This window comes from Algoriphagus marinus (assembly GCF_001936475.1).
GTDB classification, from domain to species: Bacteria; Bacteroidota; Bacteroidia; order Cytophagales; family Cyclobacteriaceae; genus Algoriphagus; species Algoriphagus marinus.
Window position 1 is genome coordinate 14,107 of the sequence record NZ_MSPQ01000001.1, and the last position, 17,291, is coordinate 31,397.

13 protein-coding genes are annotated in these 17,291 nt (G+C 42.4%); all 13 read right to left on the reverse strand.

Annotated elements, in window-relative coordinates:
- Positions 1-29 precede the first annotated feature (29 nt).
- The 13 genes from BVC88_RS00075 to BVC88_RS00135 all read right to left on the reverse strand — a co-directional run bounded on the left by BVC88_RS00075 (position 30) and on the right by BVC88_RS00135 (position 17,248).
- Positions 30-785: a hypothetical protein gene (locus tag BVC88_RS00075; RefSeq protein WP_075348610.1), complete on the reverse strand. Its 756-nt coding sequence runs from the start codon at positions 783-785 to the stop codon at positions 30-32.
- A 2-nt stretch (positions 786-787) separates the two neighbouring features.
- The gene (locus tag BVC88_RS00080) at positions 788-1,540 is read right to left on the reverse strand and encodes a hypothetical protein (protein WP_075348611.1); all 753 of its coding nucleotides are present in this window, start codon (positions 1,538-1,540) and stop codon (positions 788-790) included.
- Between the two features lies 1 nt (position 1,541).
- The gene (locus tag BVC88_RS00085; RefSeq protein ID WP_245803564.1) at positions 1,542-2,006 is read right to left on the reverse strand and encodes a YybH family protein; all 465 of its coding nucleotides are present in this window, start codon (positions 2,004-2,006) and stop codon (positions 1,542-1,544) included.
- Complete coding sequence (locus BVC88_RS00090; RefSeq protein ID WP_075348612.1) at positions 2,003-2,539, reverse strand: DsrE family protein; 537 nt, start codon at positions 2,537-2,539, stop codon at positions 2,003-2,005. The genes BVC88_RS00085 and BVC88_RS00090 overlap by 4 nt, the downstream gene beginning before the upstream one ends.
- 30 nt (positions 2,540-2,569) lie before the next feature.
- Positions 2,570-4,603: an alpha/beta hydrolase family protein gene (locus BVC88_RS00095; protein WP_075348613.1), complete on the reverse strand. Its 2,034-nt coding sequence runs from the start codon at positions 4,601-4,603 to the stop codon at positions 2,570-2,572.
- Between the two features lie 4 nt (positions 4,604-4,607).
- The gene (locus tag BVC88_RS00100) at positions 4,608-5,486 is read right to left on the reverse strand and encodes a dioxygenase family protein (protein ID WP_083638998.1); all 879 of its coding nucleotides are present in this window, start codon (positions 5,484-5,486) and stop codon (positions 4,608-4,610) included.
- Between the two features lie 43 nt (positions 5,487-5,529).
- A complete protein-coding gene (locus BVC88_RS00105; protein ID WP_075348615.1) occupies positions 5,530-6,834 on the reverse strand; it encodes an APC family permease in 1,305 nt (434 codons plus the stop codon).
- Entirely contained in the window at positions 6,831-8,147 is a 1,317-nt protein-coding gene (locus BVC88_RS00110) for an APC family permease (RefSeq protein WP_075348616.1), read from the reverse strand. Before BVC88_RS00110 ends, BVC88_RS00105 begins: the two co-directional genes overlap by 4 nt.
- A 22-nt stretch (positions 8,148-8,169) precedes the next feature.
- On the reverse strand, positions 8,170-9,864 hold the full coding sequence (gene ggt / locus BVC88_RS00115) for a gamma-glutamyltransferase (protein WP_075348617.1): 1,695 nt from the start codon (positions 9,862-9,864) through the stop codon (positions 8,170-8,172).
- Between the two features lie 96 nt (positions 9,865-9,960).
- Positions 9,961-12,402 (reverse strand): CehA/McbA family metallohydrolase, encoded by a 2,442-nt coding sequence (locus tag BVC88_RS00120; RefSeq protein ID WP_075348618.1) that lies wholly within the window; start codon positions 12,400-12,402, stop codon positions 9,961-9,963.
- Positions 12,403-12,492: 90 nt separating this feature from the next.
- Positions 12,493-14,142, reverse strand: coding sequence for an arylsulfatase (locus BVC88_RS00125; RefSeq protein ID WP_075348619.1), 1,650 nt, complete (start codon positions 14,140-14,142; stop codon positions 12,493-12,495).
- Positions 14,132-16,051, reverse strand: a complete 1,920-nt coding sequence (locus tag BVC88_RS00130; protein WP_075348620.1) for an adenylate/guanylate cyclase domain-containing protein — start codon at positions 16,049-16,051, stop codon at positions 14,132-14,134. Before BVC88_RS00130 ends, BVC88_RS00125 begins: the two co-directional genes overlap by 11 nt.
- Positions 16,052-16,180: 129 nt before the next feature.
- Positions 16,181-17,248 carry a DUF3500 domain-containing protein gene (locus tag BVC88_RS00135; RefSeq protein ID WP_075348621.1) on the reverse strand — a complete coding sequence of 356 codons (1,068 nt, stop codon included), beginning with the start codon at positions 17,246-17,248 and terminating at the stop codon, positions 16,181-16,183.
- Positions 17,249-17,291: the final 43 nt, after the last annotated feature.

The window sequence follows — 17,291 nt, forward strand, 5'->3', positions numbered from 1 at the left end:
GCAGTTCAATACTTACAATTTATTAAAAATCACCGCAATGGCAATTCTTCGATCAGGCCCTCAGCCAAAGCAAGTTGAGATTTATACTCCTGTAGGGAGCGTCCCATCATAGTTCGGACTACCGCAACTTTATTAATGAAGAGATCCAAGGTGTTTTTGTCTGGAATCTTCAGGTACATTTCTTTGGTAACAGGCAGATTGAACCGTAACTCTCCTGTCACTTCAAAATTCATCAGGGTAGCAGCTATTGGCACAAGTTCCCACTCTGCCTTTTCGATCACTTCATCCCGGAACACTGTTTTCTTCAGCTGATTGTCATACGCATTCATCTTATTTACCAGCTTTTGATTGAAAAAACGAAGCGTCCCCGATGATTTCATTTGGGAGTAAGTTCCGTCTGTTGGAGAAAAAGGAAAAGTGGCAAAAACCATTGTCATGCTTTTATAAAAAGTGAGGGTATCCCAGGAGGTTTTAGGTTTGTGGAGCATCTCTAAGAAATTTTGGATCTTCTCGTCCTTTTCTTGAACGAATCGGATCGCTTCTTCTAAAGCTTCACGATCTTGTTTTAAATCCTCCAGCATGGACTGAGCGAGCACATCTGCACTTTTCTGTTCCACATAGGATTCCCGGAGGTTTTCCACAAAAAATCCAAGTACAATCGCCAAAAACAACATCAGAAATTCTTTGAGATAGGAGTTCCAGTCTCTCTTTTTTTTACCCTTAAAATCCGGATTGGAAGGAGCATCCACTCTGGGATTCGCTTTGGTTTTCAGGGATTTTCCCATGGCTAGTTTAGCTTATATTCAGTTTGAATCAGTTCCAACAAATCAGTAGCCTCCCTTCTTAGAGATTCTGCCCGCTTACTATTTCCAAGTGACATTTTAGATAAAAAATGAATCTGAAATGCCAGCTCATTTATGGTATTGAAATCATCTGTTATCAACTGGGGATTCGTGGTAGGTAAAACAAATTTCATATCGGCATCCATCGTCGCATTCAGTTCATTGGAATTAAAGACTTTTCCTCCCATTTCTCTGAAGGTGGATTTGGTTTTACTGTCATTTTGATCCCAATCTTCCAATATTCTCACCATCTTTTCATACCTGAGTAATTCATCGACGATGTTTCTTTTTTGGATCAGGCGAAGATTTCCTGCATTTTTTAGCTGCTGAATGGTACCATCGGAATAGACAAAGGGCTTCTCGTCAAATACTTGTCTAGCGAAATAATAGATCTGATTGCCATGAAGATTTCTCTCCTCCGAAAGCATCAAGCTTGCAAGAGAGTCCATTAAAAGGGACTTCTCTCTTTTAAAAGCTATATAAGTTTGGAGAGTCGAAGTATCAGTTTTCAAATCCTCGATCAGCGACAGCATATATTCTTTCTCGATCTTTTTTACACTCAGGGATTCCCGGTAATTTTCTGCCAGAAATCCGCAGAAAACAGCCAGAAAGAGCATGAAAAATTCCTTGAAATAGGACTTCCAGTTTTTCGATTTTTGGATTGGTGTGGATTGTTCGGGATCCTCGTTTACTTCCATATTATTCAATTGGCAAAGTGACAAAAAGCTGGGAATGAATTAGCCAGGTCCCGGTTTTCTTGGTCCACTGAGCGGAATACTTTCCTCCCACTACTGGGGATGTTGAATCTTCATAGAAACCTTCCCAGGTCCCTGTTTCCCAAGCCAGCTGAGTTTCTGGATTTACCAGGATCTCATTTGGAGTTCTGACCCAATACATTTTAGGACCGCTATCATTTTTGATATAGTCTTGAAGTGCTTTTTTACCAGCAAGCAATGTTCCCGCTCCTGTAGTAATCAAGGCATCATCCGTTGAAAAAGTAGCATTCAAGTCCTCATCAAAATTTCTGAGCGCCTCATTTGAAGCAATTCGCTGCGCTCGGATTTCTGCTATTTCCCTGTCCATGCTTTGTCCCTTAACCAGACTGACCTGAAAGCAAATCAGAAGTCCGGTAATAATTTGGGATATTATCAAGTAGATTCTCATAGAACTATGATTTGATACCCTTTTTGCAGTAAATCTGTGGTAGCAGTAAATCTTGAGGTCGCCATCCGAACTCCGGGAAAAATATTCGCTGGAAGGAGATCTTGCTTCATCATAGACTGACCACAAACGATAACTTCCACTCCTGCTTTTTCAAATTCTTCTAATAATTGGGCGTTGGGATTGGCTTGCTCAAAGCGCTCCTGATAAGTTTCATTTGAAAGAATCAAGGGCGTGGCACCACTATAAACCACAATGGCAAGATGAATATTCTCTTTCGGGATTCCCGAATAATGATGGAGATTATACATCCTTGCTGCATAATCAAGTAAGTCTCCAACTTGATCTTTATTTTGTATTCGCTCCCCTATTTCCACCACAAGTCGATACTGTTTGGTTGGATCTGGTTTTTCCACTTCAAAAGGAATATCATTCACGGCACCATAGCCTTGAATTATTGGATAGACCAATTGTTGTGCTCCAGAAAACGAAGAAAATCCTAGGAAGAGGAAGAAAAAAAGAAAAGGGCTTTTCATAAAATTTAGATTTAAGAAAAAGGGATCAGCCTATTGCTGATCCCGATAATGATTAAACCAACTCAATATCGCCGCAGACTTACTCATCAGCATGCTTGGACGATTGACCAAACCATGTGAAGCATTTGGAATACGTACCATTGCAGCTTCTACTCCATTCAATTTCAGCGCGGCATAATACTGCTCGGACTCAGAAATCGGTGTTCTGAAATCCTGCTCTCCTGTCAATAGCATGGTTGGTGTTTTCACGTTTCCAACCAGAGAAAGCGGAGATCTTCTCCAGTAATTTTCCTGATCTTCCCATGGCATAGCCCCAAACCAATACTTTGCAAAGAAGGCTGGACTATCTGCATGAAGTACAAAACTTGTCCAATTGATTACCGGCTTGGCCACCACGGCTGCACGGAAGCGGTTAGTCTTTCCTACGATCCAAGCAGTCAAGACTCCTCCGCCAGATCCTCCAGTTACAAAAAGCTGATTGGAGTCAACGTAACCTTTTGCAATCACCGCATCCACACCAGACATCAGGTCTTCATAGTCATGATTTGGATAATCATGATGTATCGAGTTACCAAATTCCTGTCCATAGCCGGTACTTCCGCGCGGATTGGTGTAAAGTACCACATAGCCAGCAGCTGCATATTGCTGCACCTCATAGGAGAAGGAATTGCCATACATGGCGAAAGGACCTCCGTGAATTTCCAAGATAAATGGATATTTCTTGCTTGGGTCAAAGTTTGGCGGAGTCACGATCCAGCCTTGAATGTCCAAACCATCAAAGGAAGATTTCCACCAAAGCTCCTCGACTTTTCCGATTTCTCGGTAAGAGAAAACATCCTCATTTACTGAAGTGATTCGCTTGGTAGATCCATCCACCCAAACTGCTAAATCCGCAGGATGATCTCCGCCACCAAGTGTGTAAGCAAATCGATTATTACTAGAAACTGAATACGAACCTGCATTATATGGCCTTCCCAAATCCAGTCCACCAAGTCCCTCTACTACGGTTCTGATTTTACCGGTCAAGGCCACATGTCCAATTTTGGTATCACCCTTTTCATCGTATTGGAAGTAAATGCCTTTTCCATTGCCTTCCCATTGTGGGTTTGATGCATCACGGTCAAGTGCTTCAGTCATATTTTTCACACCTGAGCCATCTGCATTCATCACGTAAAGATTTCGAACTTGATATCCTTGAAAAGTATCATCAAAACCGATAAAGGCTATCATTTTCCCATCTGGTGAAAATGTGGGATCGCCATCAGGCCCAAAACGGGAGGTCAAAGCGGCGATTTTGCCATCCGCCAAGCTGAGTCGATAGATCTCAGAATTGTTAGGAACCAATTCGTTGTCTTCGTGTAAATTAGTTGAGAAAATCAAGCTTTTGCCATCCCCTGACCAAACAGGCGACCCGTAGTCCTGATCATCGGAGGTCCACTGTCTGGCAGTTCCTCCAGTTAATCCAATCGTGAAAATTTGCTGATAACCCGGCTTCAAATAGCCAGCTCCATCCCCACGATAGTTGAGTTCATCGATGAAAATCGGCGCATCATTCCATTTGGCTCCGGCAGGAGGAGCAGGAATGGAAAGCATTGATTTTTTGGCTGCTGGAACAAAAGATGAAAAGGCCAAGGTCTGCCCATCCGGTGACCAGGCAACGCTGCCCGGAGCATTTGCCGAATTAGTCAAGGCTACCGACTCTTTGGTATCCAAATAGAGGACAAATAGTTTCATTTTTTCGTCCTGCTGATTGGATCGGTAGGCGAGCTTGCTCCCATCTGGTGACCAGACAGGCCCAAAGTCCCGATGATTTCCTTGAGTCAGTGGTCGATTCTGGGAACCATCCACATTGGACATCCAAAGATTGGAGTAATCTCGATCGGTCATCACGTCCTTGAAGTTTCGAACGTAAACTACCTTGCTTCCGTCAGGGGAAATCTGTGGATCCGAAATATACTCCAGATCAAAAAGATCGAGTGGCTGTAAATTGGTTTTCTGCTGGGCATAAACCTGGCTTTGAAAAAGGATTGCGCAAATGGCAATCAGTAAAAACTTTAATCGCATAGCATTAGCTTTTTTTAATGAATGTTGTTTGTTTGTTGCCTTCTCTTCCGATACTAAATTTGATACTTTCAGAGGAGGTGATTTCAAATTTCATGTAAACTTCAAGTCCTTCTGGACTACTGGGGCTCTCAAAAACGTTATTACCACGATAGGAGAATTTATTTCCAAAAACTTCATTTTTGATCCAAAGGTCATTTTCATAGTCAAAGAGTTCTATTGTCCTTTCAGGATCCTCTTCATGTTGATATTCACCTACAAGCTTTTTCAAGGAGGCTGATTCAACAGCTAGTGTTGCCGCCATGCCTACATTGTAAATGACTTTGTTGGAGCCATCCGCAAGTTTTTTCACTTCCAAAACTCGATCGGTCGATCTTGCTGCCCAAGGATCGGTAGCAACCTGTTTGTCTCCTTTGAAATACAATTGAGTCACCAAAGACTGGTAGCCTTCCGCCGTCACCATCAGGTGAAAATGTGCTGGTCGAATCAATCCTCCACCTGCATCATAAGGAACCGGAAGAATGGTTTGGAAAGCATAATTGCCTTCATTATCCGTCATCACGGTGCCCCTGTATCGAAAATCAGCGCTTGAATTGTCATACACTTCCTCTGCATCGCAATGCCAAAGTTCTACTTTCGCATTTTTGTAAGGAGTCGTACAATCCTGATGAAGGATTTTACCACTTAGTTCTACTTTTTCACCTTTTTCTCCAGGAATATGAAGATTCGACCGAACAGGACTTCCCGGCCTGTAAAAAGGTCCTAATATATCTGAAGTGGTGGCGCAATCGCCCACGTACTTTTCGCCATCAAATCGGATGAACCCGAATGAACTCATCGCAGTCACGCTAAGTGCTGCTGCGGAAATAAACTGTCTTCTTTTCATAGCTTTTGGGTTTAAATGAGAAATTGAAAAAGAAACCAAAAACTTATTTCTTTCTGGTTTTAAAATAGTTAAGAATATAATAAAGTATAATCGCAATAGCTAAAAAGGAGCCAATGGCCAACATTTCTTTCTGACTGATCTGGATAAAAACCCAAACCATTGCAACGATTCCAAACAGGGCTACCAGAATTCCTCCCGGAACTTTAAAGCTTACTGAATCCGTAGATTTTGAGGTAATTCGAAATTTTAAAAATGCAAAAAGTCCTCCCAGATAAATCACAAGCATCCCCGCGGTCACCAAAATCAACAAATATTTGAAGCTTCCACTCATGGCCACCACCAAATCCAGAATGCCAAGAAAAAGGATCGCGATTACTGGAGTTTGAAAGTTGGGATGAAGACGGGAGAAAAATTTTGGAATGACTTCATCTTTTGAAGAAGCATATAGAATTCTATTTTTAAGCACAAAAATCGAACTGAACGTACTCCAAACTGCAATAAAAGTGACAATTAGAAGGATACCGAATCCAATAGGACCAATTAAATTTTGTGCTAATTCGGCCAAAGGCGCTTCTTGATTTTCGATCAGTCGATTGCCCAAAACCCCTTGAGTGACGAGATGTATCAAACAAAAAATCAAAATGGCTCCAAGGATTCCGAAGAGAAAACCCAACGGGCCTGTTCGTTTCGGGTCTTTCATTTCCCCACTTGAAGTAAGTGCAAGTTCTCCTCCCATAAAGGCAAAAAATAACAGAATACTTCCTTCTCCTATTTTGGTAAATGCTGGAAATCCTTGCCAGGAAATATTAGCGATTTCAACTTTTGAAAGTCCAAAAACAATCAAGCAAACAATCGCCAAAACCTTTGTCCAAGTCAAAGTTTTAATCAAAACCATGCTGTCCTTCATCCCTCGAATACTCAAAAAGGAGATAATGCCAAGAATAGTGGCGAAGAAGGCAAATCGGATTACTGGCTCTTTGAAAATCTCATTTTGGGTCGAAAGGATATCAATCATCGCATTCAGTAAGGCAGCACAGACCAAAACTCCTATTCCAAAAACATAAAGTATCGTGGCTACAAAACCCGCCATCGGACCAAATGCCCGATCAATGTATACGTACAGCCCACCCGTTTCTGGGATGCGGTTACTGAGTTCTCCAAAGCAAAGCCCGATTGATAAAAATATTAGTCCACAAAAAATATAAGCCAGAATACTTCCGTGACCCAAGATCATGTAAACCAGCGCCGGCAAGAGGAAAATCCCACTCCCTATCGAAATGCTCAGGACATTTGTGACTACGTCACTTATGCCCATTTCTCTTTTCAGAGCTACCTGCTTGCCTTTCATTTAGTCATGATTTTGTTTTTTTTCCGAATAGACTTAACCATGAAATAAATTATGGTAAGTGCAACAAAGAATATGGTAAGTCCGGTTTTTTCATATCCCGTCAAATTGGAAAGGAAAAAAAGAATTATTCCTGCCGACAAAAGGGGAACAGTATAACCAAATGGAATTTTAAAATCTCCTTGCTTTGATTTTTGGGTCTTTCTTAACCAGATCACTGAGAGCGAAACTCCAAAATACACTAAAAGCATACTTGCAGAAGCAATTACCGCCAGTTGGCGAAATCCTCCTAAAGCGGCTAGAATAAAACCAAGACCTGCATAAAGCAAAATGGCCAGATAGGGTGTTTTAAATCTTGGATGGATTGCGGCCAACTTATCCACTGGGATAATCCGATCACTTGCAAATCCAAAAATCACCCTTGGCATATTCAGAATTTCTCCACTCAACATGCCGAACATAGAAACTCCAGCACCAACCAATAAAACTGTATACCCGATTGGTCCAAAAACAACATCAGCCACAGCTGCCAGCGGAGCTTCTTTAAAATCAGGTAACTGACCACCCATTACTCCCTGGGCGACAGTTTGGATTAAAACATACAGGATTAACACGAATAGAATTCCTATGAAAATTGCTTTGGGAACTGTCTTTTGTGGATTCTTGATCTCATCTCCAACTGACAATCCTGCATCTCCTCCCTGAAAGGCAAAAAACAAAATCAGGCAAGCCTGACCAAATTGATCAAAGGTGGGAGCAGCCTCCCAATATAAATTAGAAAACGATACATCTTTCCAACCGAAAAATATCAGCAATAGGATCGGAGTGAGTTTTGCGACGGTGTTAATTTTTACAAGTCCAATTCCTTGTTTGACACCAATGACATTCAGGAAAGCTAATCCTGAAAAAAGGACAAACAACAAAAGAAACCTATTGACGGGGTCGGTAAAAACAGGAAATGCCAAACCTATTAATTCTACCAATGCATTGGCTACAGCTGCATCTGAAAAAACACTTCCAGTTACCAAGAAAATAGCCGCCAAAAAACCAGAATATGGGCCAAATGCGGTTTCAACATAGGCATATCCACCTCCAGATCGAGTTACTTTGCTTCCTGCCTCTGCGAAACATAGCATCACCAAAGCAATCAAAAATCCACAGAAAAGGTATACAATGATACCTGATGAGCCCATGATTTCTGAAATTATTGCAGGCAGAACAAAGATCCCGGCACCTACAATGATATTAACAATATTCGCAGAGAGGCCCCAGACACCGATTTCTCTTTTTAAACCACTCTCTTTTAATTCTGACATTGAAATTTCTCTTCTTTATTTTTTAATAACCTCTCGCAGCTCCATCCTCACTTGCCGAGTCCGATGCTCCCAAATAAACTCCCAAAGTAGCATCGTAAGTAATCCCCATTAATACCCCAATGTTAGTTGTAGGTCTTAAGGTGTGTTCCATTTCTTCCAATGCCTTTCTAGTATCAGGAGAAAGCAAATTCCGCTCGTAGAGGATTTGATCTGGAAGCCATTGGTGGTGGATTTTCATCGCTTCGATCGCCCGGTCAATTCGCATATCGTAGGCGAGGACATTTAGAACCGTCTGAAAAACAGTATTGATGATCGTCCGTCCTCCCGGACTTCCGATGACCAAGTAAGGCTTTCCGTCTTTTGCTACGATCGTCGGGGTCATGCTGGAAAGCATTCGTTTTTCTGGAGCCACCAGATTGGGATTAGTTCCGATTTGACCAGTTGAAGTGGTGATTCCTGGTACAGGATTGAAGTCACCCATTTCGTTGTTGAAGATAAAGCCCAGCTTATCCGAACCCATTCCAGCGCCATAGCTATTTTCCAACGTGTAGGTTAAGGAAATCGCATTTCCATCTTTATCGATCACTGAAAAATGGGTGGTATGATCCCCTCCGTACTCTTGTCCAAACTTTGAAGAATCGCTTTTTGAAGCTTTGGTCAAGTCTAGATTCTCAAATCTAGCTTTCGCAAAATCCTTTGAAATCAACCGATCGATTGGCATGTCCAAATTAAAATCCGGATCACCCAAATATTCTGCCCGATCGGCAAAAGCCCTTCGCATCGCTTCTGCGACCAAGTGAACATAGGCAGTTGAATTGAACTCGACTTTTTCTATGTCGGCGGCTTCCATCAGATTCATCATCTCGATCAAGGCCACTCCTCCGGAACTAGGCGGAGGCATGGAAAAAATCTCATAGTCCTTAAAGGTAGTCTTCAAGGGAGCTCGCTCCACTGCTTCATACTTGACCAAGTCTTCTTGGGTGATGATCCCTCCATTGGCTTTCATATAGCGTTCAATCTCTGCTGCTACGGCACCTTTGTAAAAGCCATCTCTTCCTTGGTCGCGGATAGCTTCCAAAGTTTTGCCTAGAGCCGGTTGCTTCCATAGTTCACCTGGGGCGACCACTTCTCCATTCGTTCCGCGAAAGAAGTTTTGCATGATATCATAGGAAGCATCCATCTTAGAAACTCGGACTGCAGCATTATACAATCCCCAAGACATGGTAAAGCCATTTTTTGCCAAATCCACGGCTGGTTGGACCAAGTCTTTCCAAGGTAACTTCCCGTATTTTTGGTGGGCTTGGAAAAGTCCTGCTACGGTTCCCGGTACGCCTACAGAGAGTAATCCCTTATGATTTGAATTATCTCTGATCTTCCCGTTTTCATCCAAAAACATTTCAGGTCCGGCAGCCAAGGGAGCTTTCTCCCGAAAATCAAAGGTCGTCACCTCTCCGTCTGATTTCATCAAGACGATAAATCCTCCACCTCCAATATTCCCGGCTTCCGGATGCGTCACTGCCAAAGCAAATGCTGTAGCAACGGTAGCATCGATGGCATTTCCACCCTTTTTCAAAATATCAACGCCAACCTCAGAAGCTAAGTAATGATCTGAAACCACCATCCCATTTTTGCCATAGGTTTGGGCATTCAGGGAAGTCCCATTAGCCAGCAGGAGTAGCGCAAAAAGGGAAAGGATAAGTTTAAATTTTAGTCTCATATGTTTTTAGGCATTAAATTTTTATTGGATTGGGAGTGGAGCTAATGAATTTTTGAGAAAAGCCTCATGCTAATTAGGGGTGTTTTACAAAAAAACTTAATCTATCATTCCTTTTAGCTTTTGCCGAGCTTCTTCAAATCGGCCCATCATCACGTTCATTTGGATTTCACCATAAGCTCTTCTTGCGATTTTTTCCGAGGCATCAATCGCTCGAATGAGGTCTGCAGCCGCTTTCTTCTTCGCTTCAGGATTAGTACTGCCAACTGATCCAATCCAAATTGGAGAAGTATGTGCAAAAGGTCTCGCGTGCATGCTTGGCCAAGTATCTTCTTTGAGTTCGCTGGTATAAGCACGGATTGCTACCCATCCGCCCTCAGGGAGAAGAATCTGACCTTGGTACTGTCGAGTCTCACCGGCTTTAACTCCGTCAAAAGTTTCTACTACCTGACCATTGACCACAAGCTCCACCACATCGATGTCGTTTGTGCTGGCCAGAGTAGCGGTCCAGTCTTGTCTTCCACTCCCAATCACATCGCCCGGTTGAGCGTCTTTGCCAACTTTAAATAGCAAAGCAGGCCCGGTGGTCACAAATCCTTTTCCGGCCATCGCTGCCTCGAGTACTGATTCAGAGGAGATCTTTTCACCATCGAGGCGCAGGTAGTTTCTTCCAGTTCCTGCGGCCATGGTTCGGTGAAAATCCACCCACATATCAGTTCCTGACATGGCCGCCACAGGCTGTCCAATATTGAGTAGTCGATACCAAACCTCACTGTTACCTAAAGGACTGGTCCATGCACACACCATTTCCAGACCGATACGGTCGGCTAGGACTGCATCGGAAATAAGCTCGATAGGAATAGGACCAGTTTCGAGCTGATCAAAAGGGTCCGAATCAATTGATATAGGGTGAACATAGGTCGTAAATCCACCCATGCGATCAGCGTATTCCACGACCTCTCCGTTACTTCGATCCGGATCTCCGAGTTTTGGATTTGTTGGTCCCCAAAACCAAGGGGAATAAGGTTTATCTACACCCAGTAAACTCACATGCCCATGGAAATGAGAGCGAACCTCCTGGCTTTGGACAACGATTCGTCCATCTTGAATGGTTTCTTTTCCTAGGATTGAAGCATCTATTCGCCTTTCCCATCGATTCCAAGACATCGGAGCTAGTAAATCCAAATCCTCTCCGGCCATTGCGCGAAGCGCATCTTTATGAGTTGCCCGATGATGCCCGTCTCCATTCAAATGCACGTGATGATCTGCCGAGACGTATCCTGCTGCCACTGCATCCCAAAGAGGCGAAAGACTGAGGCTTACCGCAGATGAAGTATTTTCTTTAATTGAAACAGTGGATTTTACTACGGATGTCATGGGACCACGAGCAGCCGATATTTCATAATTTCCAACGGGCAAATTCAATTCTGTTTTTCCGGAAACATAAAAGTAATGACGTCCCGATTGTGGGTCAGCATAAGTCGCGTCCTCATGAAATGCCACCGGTGAGCCATCCTCCCGGACAATAGAAACCCGCCCCGTGATGGACTTGCCTTTATCATCGCTAAGCGAAAGATTCAAGTTGCCGCTCGCTTCTCCGAGTTCCCAATTCGAAATCATGACTTGCTCTGAAGCTCCTCCGTAGGTAGAAATTCGCATCAGTCGGAACTGACGATTTTCGTCCAGATCGACGAAGTAAATCTGATTTCCATCCGCACTAAAGGCAGGGGTCAGTGCGAAAGGATTCCCATCAGTGAGGCGATGCTTCACCCGGGAATCATCGAGGTCCATAGTCCAAAGATGATAGTCATTGTCAATAGGAGCGCTATACACGATCAGTCTCTGATCAGGGTGTGCATCCGCCGTGAAATGATAAGTCAAGGTCTGAGAAACGGCAATGGTGTCTGTTCCGGCGTCAAAATCTTTGATACGAAGTACCCGATGTGCCCCTTGCCCGTGGAGATACATCAAACTTTTTCCGTCTGAGAGACTTCGTGAATTTCGCTCTACTTGTCCTAGGTTCGTAAGTTCTTCATCAAGTCCTGAAGAAAGATTTCTTCTTCTAAGATTAATCGAACCGCTCATTCCGGATGAATAATAGAGCCACTCTCCATCATCTGAAAACTCCGGGTCTAGCTCGATTGCCTCCGTATCAATTCTGGTTTCTTGCCCACTTTTTAAATCCAAAATAATAATTGCTGTATTTTTCCCTTCATCCCGAACGAATGTCAATTTATTCCCATCCGGGGACCATCGAGGACGTGAATCCATTCCTGGTCCTTTGGTCAATCTGACTGCATTACCTGTCTGGAGGTTCAGATTCCAGAGCCAGCCTCGAGCTGCAAAAGCTAGATGCTTCCCGTCCGGCGCGGGGGCTGGATCGGTGGGGCCATAAGCAAGAATCGGGAGTTCATGCTGCTCCAAGTAAACATGATGACCAAAGTCATTGAGCTTGCTGTATCGATTGGTCCATTGTGCGTTAGCCACACTAGAGAATAGGAAAAAAACTAAAAAGGCAAGTGTTAGTGAAGAATATCGCATTGTTCAGGAGTTTAATTTGAAGTGCCAACAGGCAATCCGAGCGGCGGAAAAAGGGAAAAGAAGAGTATACTTAGATTCATAAATTTAGAATTAATCATTTTCTTTTTTAGGAGTGGGAATGACTACACCAACTTCTTTTGAAAAACTAGCCCACTCAGCCAGCATTTCTTGATATTTTTCTGGATACGATTCTTTCAAATCAACCTGCTCAGCAAGATCTGTTTTTAGATTAATCAGTTGAAAATTCTCCAACAGAAATGGCCGCTCAATATTCACAATTTTCCAATCTCCTTTTCTGATCATCGCATAGCCTCGCTGCTCCAAACCGAAGACATAGCTAGAATCATGTGCTGTTTTCGATTTCCCGGAAAGTAGTGGCATTAATGATTCCCCAAGCAAAGGTTTTACAGCTTTTCCATTCCATTGATCTGGGTAGTCCACGTTGGCTAATTCATAGAATGTCGGCGCAAAATCCATTAGGGTCAAGAAAGAATCGTTGATACTCCCTTTATTTTCGACTCCTGGTCCAGCGATGATCATCGGCGTGTTGATGCCGCCTTCAGTGGTAAATCCTTTATAATATTTGAAAGGGGAAGATCCAGCTTCCGCCCATTGGGGACCATAAGAAATAAACGAGTTCACTTTACCCATTTCAGCATAATCCTCGGAATAGTTTGCCTGGATATATGGGCCGTAAAAGTCACTGGAATAAAAATCCTCTGCGGCGGCGCCGTTGTCCGACATAAATACAATCAAGGTGTTCTCGTATTGCCCGATTTCTTTTAAATAACTGATCAATCTTCCAATGTTGAAATCCAGATTATCTATCATGCCGGCATAGAGCTCCATCTTTCGGGCTTCCTTTTTTTGCTCCTCCGGGGAAAGTGAATCCCAAGGTTTGACACCTGGATGGGAAGGAGGCAAAACCGCATCTTCAGGAATCATTCCAGCCTTTTTCAAACTTTCAAAACGTTGCGCTTTCAATGCCTCATAGCCGTCATCATAGCGGCCTTCGTACTTTTTCCAGTATTTCTCATCCACTTGCAAAGGCCAGTGCGGTGAGGTATAAGCTGCAAATGTGAAAAAGGGCTTCCCATCTTCCCGATGCCGATCGATGTAGGAGATCAGTTTGTCCGTATAGAAATCAGTGGAATAGTCTCCTTCATGCCAGTCTGCTTTTTGTCCATCTTCAGTATATTCGGTTACCGGAGTTTCAGGAAAAATGCCCGCATTACTAAAGTGATTTGCTCCACCTTCTGCATTGATTGAGAATGAATGCTCAAATCCTTTAGCCTGAGGACCATCTTCTAGCCTATCGCCTAGATGCCATTTGCCTGCCATGTAGGTATGATAACCTGCGGATCGAAGTAAATCGGGAAGGGGTATGATTCGATCTGTCAAATGACCTTCATAACCCGCGACTTTAGTTTGGAGCTGTTGTGACCCCATGCCTGCGATATGGTTATTATTCCCAGATAAAAGCATCGCCCGAGTAACAGCACATAAAGGAGCGGTATGAAATCTGCTGAATCGAAGTCCCTGACGAGCCAACTCATCGAGATTTGGAGTCTCAATATCACCCCCAAAACTGCCTAGATCCGCATAGCCTAGGTCATCAGCAACTATGAGGAGAATATTGGGAGGCGCAGTTTTTTGAGACTCTTCTGGTTGTCTCTTTGAACAGCTTGTTATACTTATTAGAAGAAGTACTACTAGGCCAAAATATTTTTTACAAATCATTTCCGTTTGTGTGAGAATCTAAATACCACATTTTCATTTCTCCTTTTCCTTTTACCGGTAACATTCCTCTTTCGGTAAATCTAAAGTCTGGGTCATCTTTAAGCAGCGAATAAGTATTTTCAGAAATGTTGATCCGGTTAATTTCGCAATTTGCTTCCATTCGTTGAGCTACATTTACGGTGTCCCCCCAGATATCATATTGGAATTTTTTTATGCCGACGATTCCTGCCACCACAGGTCCAGTATTGATTCCACATCGCATGTCAAACTTTATCTTTTGGGAAATACTTGGATCAGAATTTCGGTTTTCAATGAAGGTTTTCATTTGAATTGCTGCTTGGGCTACCGCTTTAACGCCCGCTTTAGAATTTAATCCTCCGGCTGCCATGTAAGCATCCCCGATTGTTTTGATTTTTTCCAATCCCAAGTGACTTATAATCTCATCAAATGCTTTGAAGCAGGTATTTAATTCTTTTACAAGTTCCTTTGCGGTTAGCTGTTCTGATTTTTTGGTGAAATCTGCAAAATCTGTAAAAATTACCGTCACCTGATCAAAGTCTTTGGCATCTGAACTTCCTTTTGCTTTAAGCTCTTCTGCAACTTCAGCAGGGAGAATATTCAGTAAGAGTTTATCTGATCTATCCTTTTCTTTGGATAGGGTCTCTTTTGATTTTTTTATAAACTGATATCGGAGGAAAAGTCCAATAGCTAGCACGAAAAGGAATAAACCGGAAATCATGAAGATGATCTTTCGGCTTCGCTCTACTTCAAGACGTTCGTAGAAAACCAGATCCCGCTCTCTCTTTTCCTGCTCATTTTTGATGCTGTCCAGAATCTGTTTTTTCTCGAATTCATAGTTGAGCATCATTTGGGTAATGCTTTTGGTATTTGATTCATTCAAGATACTATCCTTGAGTGAAGTTGCCATCTTTAAATAAGCTAGTTCAGCTCGATAATCACCCGTTTTTTCAGCTATCTCCTGAAGTCTCTCATAGGCCATCCGAAGTACTTTTACTTCGCCTGCTTTTTCGGCATTTTCAAGTGATTTCTCTCCATGATATTTTGCTTTGGAAAGCTGATTGTTCTTTTGATAAAGATTGGCAAGTCGGTTGTGAGTATAGGCCAGACCACGAGAATAGCCCAGAGAATCGCGAATTCGAAGGGCTTCAAGTAGGGTTTCTTCGGCGAGTTTCAGGTCACCTTTGTTTGCATAGTTATTACCCAAATTACTTAGAGCTAAACCTACTGAATACGGGTTTTCAGCCCTTTTGGCATAGTCCAGAGAAAATTTATGGTAATAAATAGCAGAATCAAGTGGACCTGTATGTTCAAAAATGATGGCTAAGTTATTATAGCTACTCTGAATGTTATCAGGGATTCCCATAGCGAGATCCATTTCTAGCCCTTTTCTCGCATGATAAAATGCCTCTTCATAATCGTGCTGATCGTAGTAAAGCAAACTGAGATTCGAATGGGAAGAAGAAACGCCTGTCAAATTACCTGTGGATTCATAAATATCCATGGCGGCTTGATGGTTTTTTACGGCTTTTTCAACATCTCCAAAACGCGCATACGTGTTGGCAAGAAAGTTATGAGCCCTAGCTTGCTCCAGCGTTAAACCTAGCTTTTCCAGTTGAATGATCATCTTCTCGATCAATTCAGTGTCGGATTGGGTAGGGTCGCGTTCTTGAAGACTCAGGGCTTTATAAAATTCTCCAATAAGCAAGGCGGACTCGTTTCCTTCTTTTTTTGCCAGTAAGATGGCTTCATCAGCTAATCGAATAGCTTCCTCATATTTATAATCAGAATAGGCAGAATAAGCATTTGAGATTAAGCTGTCCAAGTTCTGTCCTTTCAAAGAAAAGGAAACGCTAAAAAGTAAAATAAATGCAAGTCGCAATTTTGTCATAGCTAAAAAAAATCTCGTTATCAGACTTTAAGATAGGATTTTAGAGTTATAAAATACAATAAATTGTATTTATCTACACTTATTGACTAAGTTGATTTATTCAAAAAGAGTGGTCTTTTAGCATCATTCTCAGTGCTCATGATCCATTCTATGCTTTTTCAAAATATCTTCTCCGAAGTCATTTCCTTTTTCTCGCCAGATCGCATGGATATGATTCCCATTATTCATAAATCCGACATTGTCATACTCAATGATAAAATGAGGGGTGTGAATCACATAATAATGTGGGGTCCTTGGTTCATATTTACCTATCCAAGCAAAATAGACCTCGCTAGGATCCACTGAGTGGAGTATATCAAGGTATTTTTCTGATTTTTCATGTTCCAAGTTTCCGATATATTCTTCGATTAGATAATGCAAAATTTTTGCTTGTTTTTCATCTAATTCAGCAGCAGGAATCCCCTGATATTCGCTCAGACGCTGCTCTGATCCCGGAGCCGTCAAGATATCACCGGGTACTTCTCTGCTTAGGGTAGCTTTAGTCTTTTGATCTGGATTTAATGCATTAATCAACCAAAACCCATAATCCTCTTCTTTACTCAATGCTCTTAGCCCTGAATACTGAGTCACTTCCACTTCTGCCGGGTCGGTACCCATAAATAGTGGGGTCATGGAGTAAGTATCTCCTGCAACGGAAAGATTGATAGAGAGATGATGTCCTTCGAATTTCAAACCCCAAATCGCGTCAACAGAAGGATCACCCCAAACTGCAAAAAAGTAATTGCCATAGTCCCAATCCAGCGTTCGCACCATCTTGATTGTATTTTCATTGACTTCTCCTTTTTCATATCCTATTTCAAATATCTCATGGAGAATATCATCCAACTGAAGAATCGCAAAAGACTTCAGGTAGCCCTGAGAGCTGAACATCGTAGTGAGCAACCTGTGAAATTTCAATTTACTTTCGTCTGAAAAATCCCCAAATCGGGCTCCGGTCCTTGGCGCCAATCCGATGGGTAAATTGGTCCATTGGGTGCGCATGGAATCAGCAAAACTGAGCATCGCCTGTGATTTGATATCTTCATCAAAGGTTCCTATTAAATCAAGCGTGGATTTTTGTAGCTCTTTAACTGACTGTGTAAAGCCATAAGAAATAGATAAAAGGAATAGCGCAAAAAGAGTCAGAATATTTTTCATTTGAGATAGTTTTGAGTTAGGCCAAAAAAAATGGAAAATTAAA

Bases quoted from the DNA above. Each gene is read 5' to 3' on its own strand.
- BVC88_RS00075 (WP_075348610.1), bottom strand. From the start codon at position 785: ATGGGAAAATCCCTGAAAACCAAAGCGAATCCCAGAGTGGATGCTCCT.
- BVC88_RS00080 (WP_075348611.1), bottom strand. From the start codon at position 1,540: ATGGAAGTAAACGAGGATCCCGAACAATCCACACCAATCCAAAAATCG.
- BVC88_RS00085 (WP_245803564.1), bottom strand. From the start codon at position 2,006: ATGAGAATCTACTTGATAATATCCCAAATTATTACCGGACTTCTGATT.
- BVC88_RS00090 (WP_075348612.1), bottom strand. From the start codon at position 2,539: ATGAAAAGCCCTTTTCTTTTTTTCTTCCTCTTCCTAGGATTTTCTTCG.
- BVC88_RS00095 (WP_075348613.1), bottom strand. From the start codon at position 4,603: ATGCGATTAAAGTTTTTACTGATTGCCATTTGCGCAATCCTTTTTCAA.
- BVC88_RS00100 (WP_083638998.1), bottom strand. From the start codon at position 5,486: ATGAAAAGAAGACAGTTTATTTCCGCAGCAGCACTTAGCGTGACTGCG.
- BVC88_RS00105 (WP_075348615.1), bottom strand. From the start codon at position 6,834: ATGAAAGGCAAGCAGGTAGCTCTGAAAAGAGAAATGGGCATAAGTGAC.
- BVC88_RS00110 (WP_075348616.1), bottom strand. From the start codon at position 8,147: ATGTCAGAATTAAAAGAGAGTGGTTTAAAAAGAGAAATCGGTGTCTGG.
- ggt (WP_075348617.1), bottom strand. From the start codon at position 9,864: ATGAGACTAAAATTTAAACTTATCCTTTCCCTTTTTGCGCTACTCCTG.
- BVC88_RS00120 (WP_075348618.1), bottom strand. From the start codon at position 12,402: ATGCGATATTCTTCACTAACACTTGCCTTTTTAGTTTTTTTCCTATTC.
- BVC88_RS00125 (WP_075348619.1), bottom strand. From the start codon at position 14,142: ATGATTTGTAAAAAATATTTTGGCCTAGTAGTACTTCTTCTAATAAGT.
- BVC88_RS00130 (WP_075348620.1), bottom strand. From the start codon at position 16,051: ATGACAAAATTGCGACTTGCATTTATTTTACTTTTTAGCGTTTCCTTT.
- BVC88_RS00135 (WP_075348621.1), bottom strand. From the start codon at position 17,248: ATGAAAAATATTCTGACTCTTTTTGCGCTATTCCTTTTATCTATTTCT.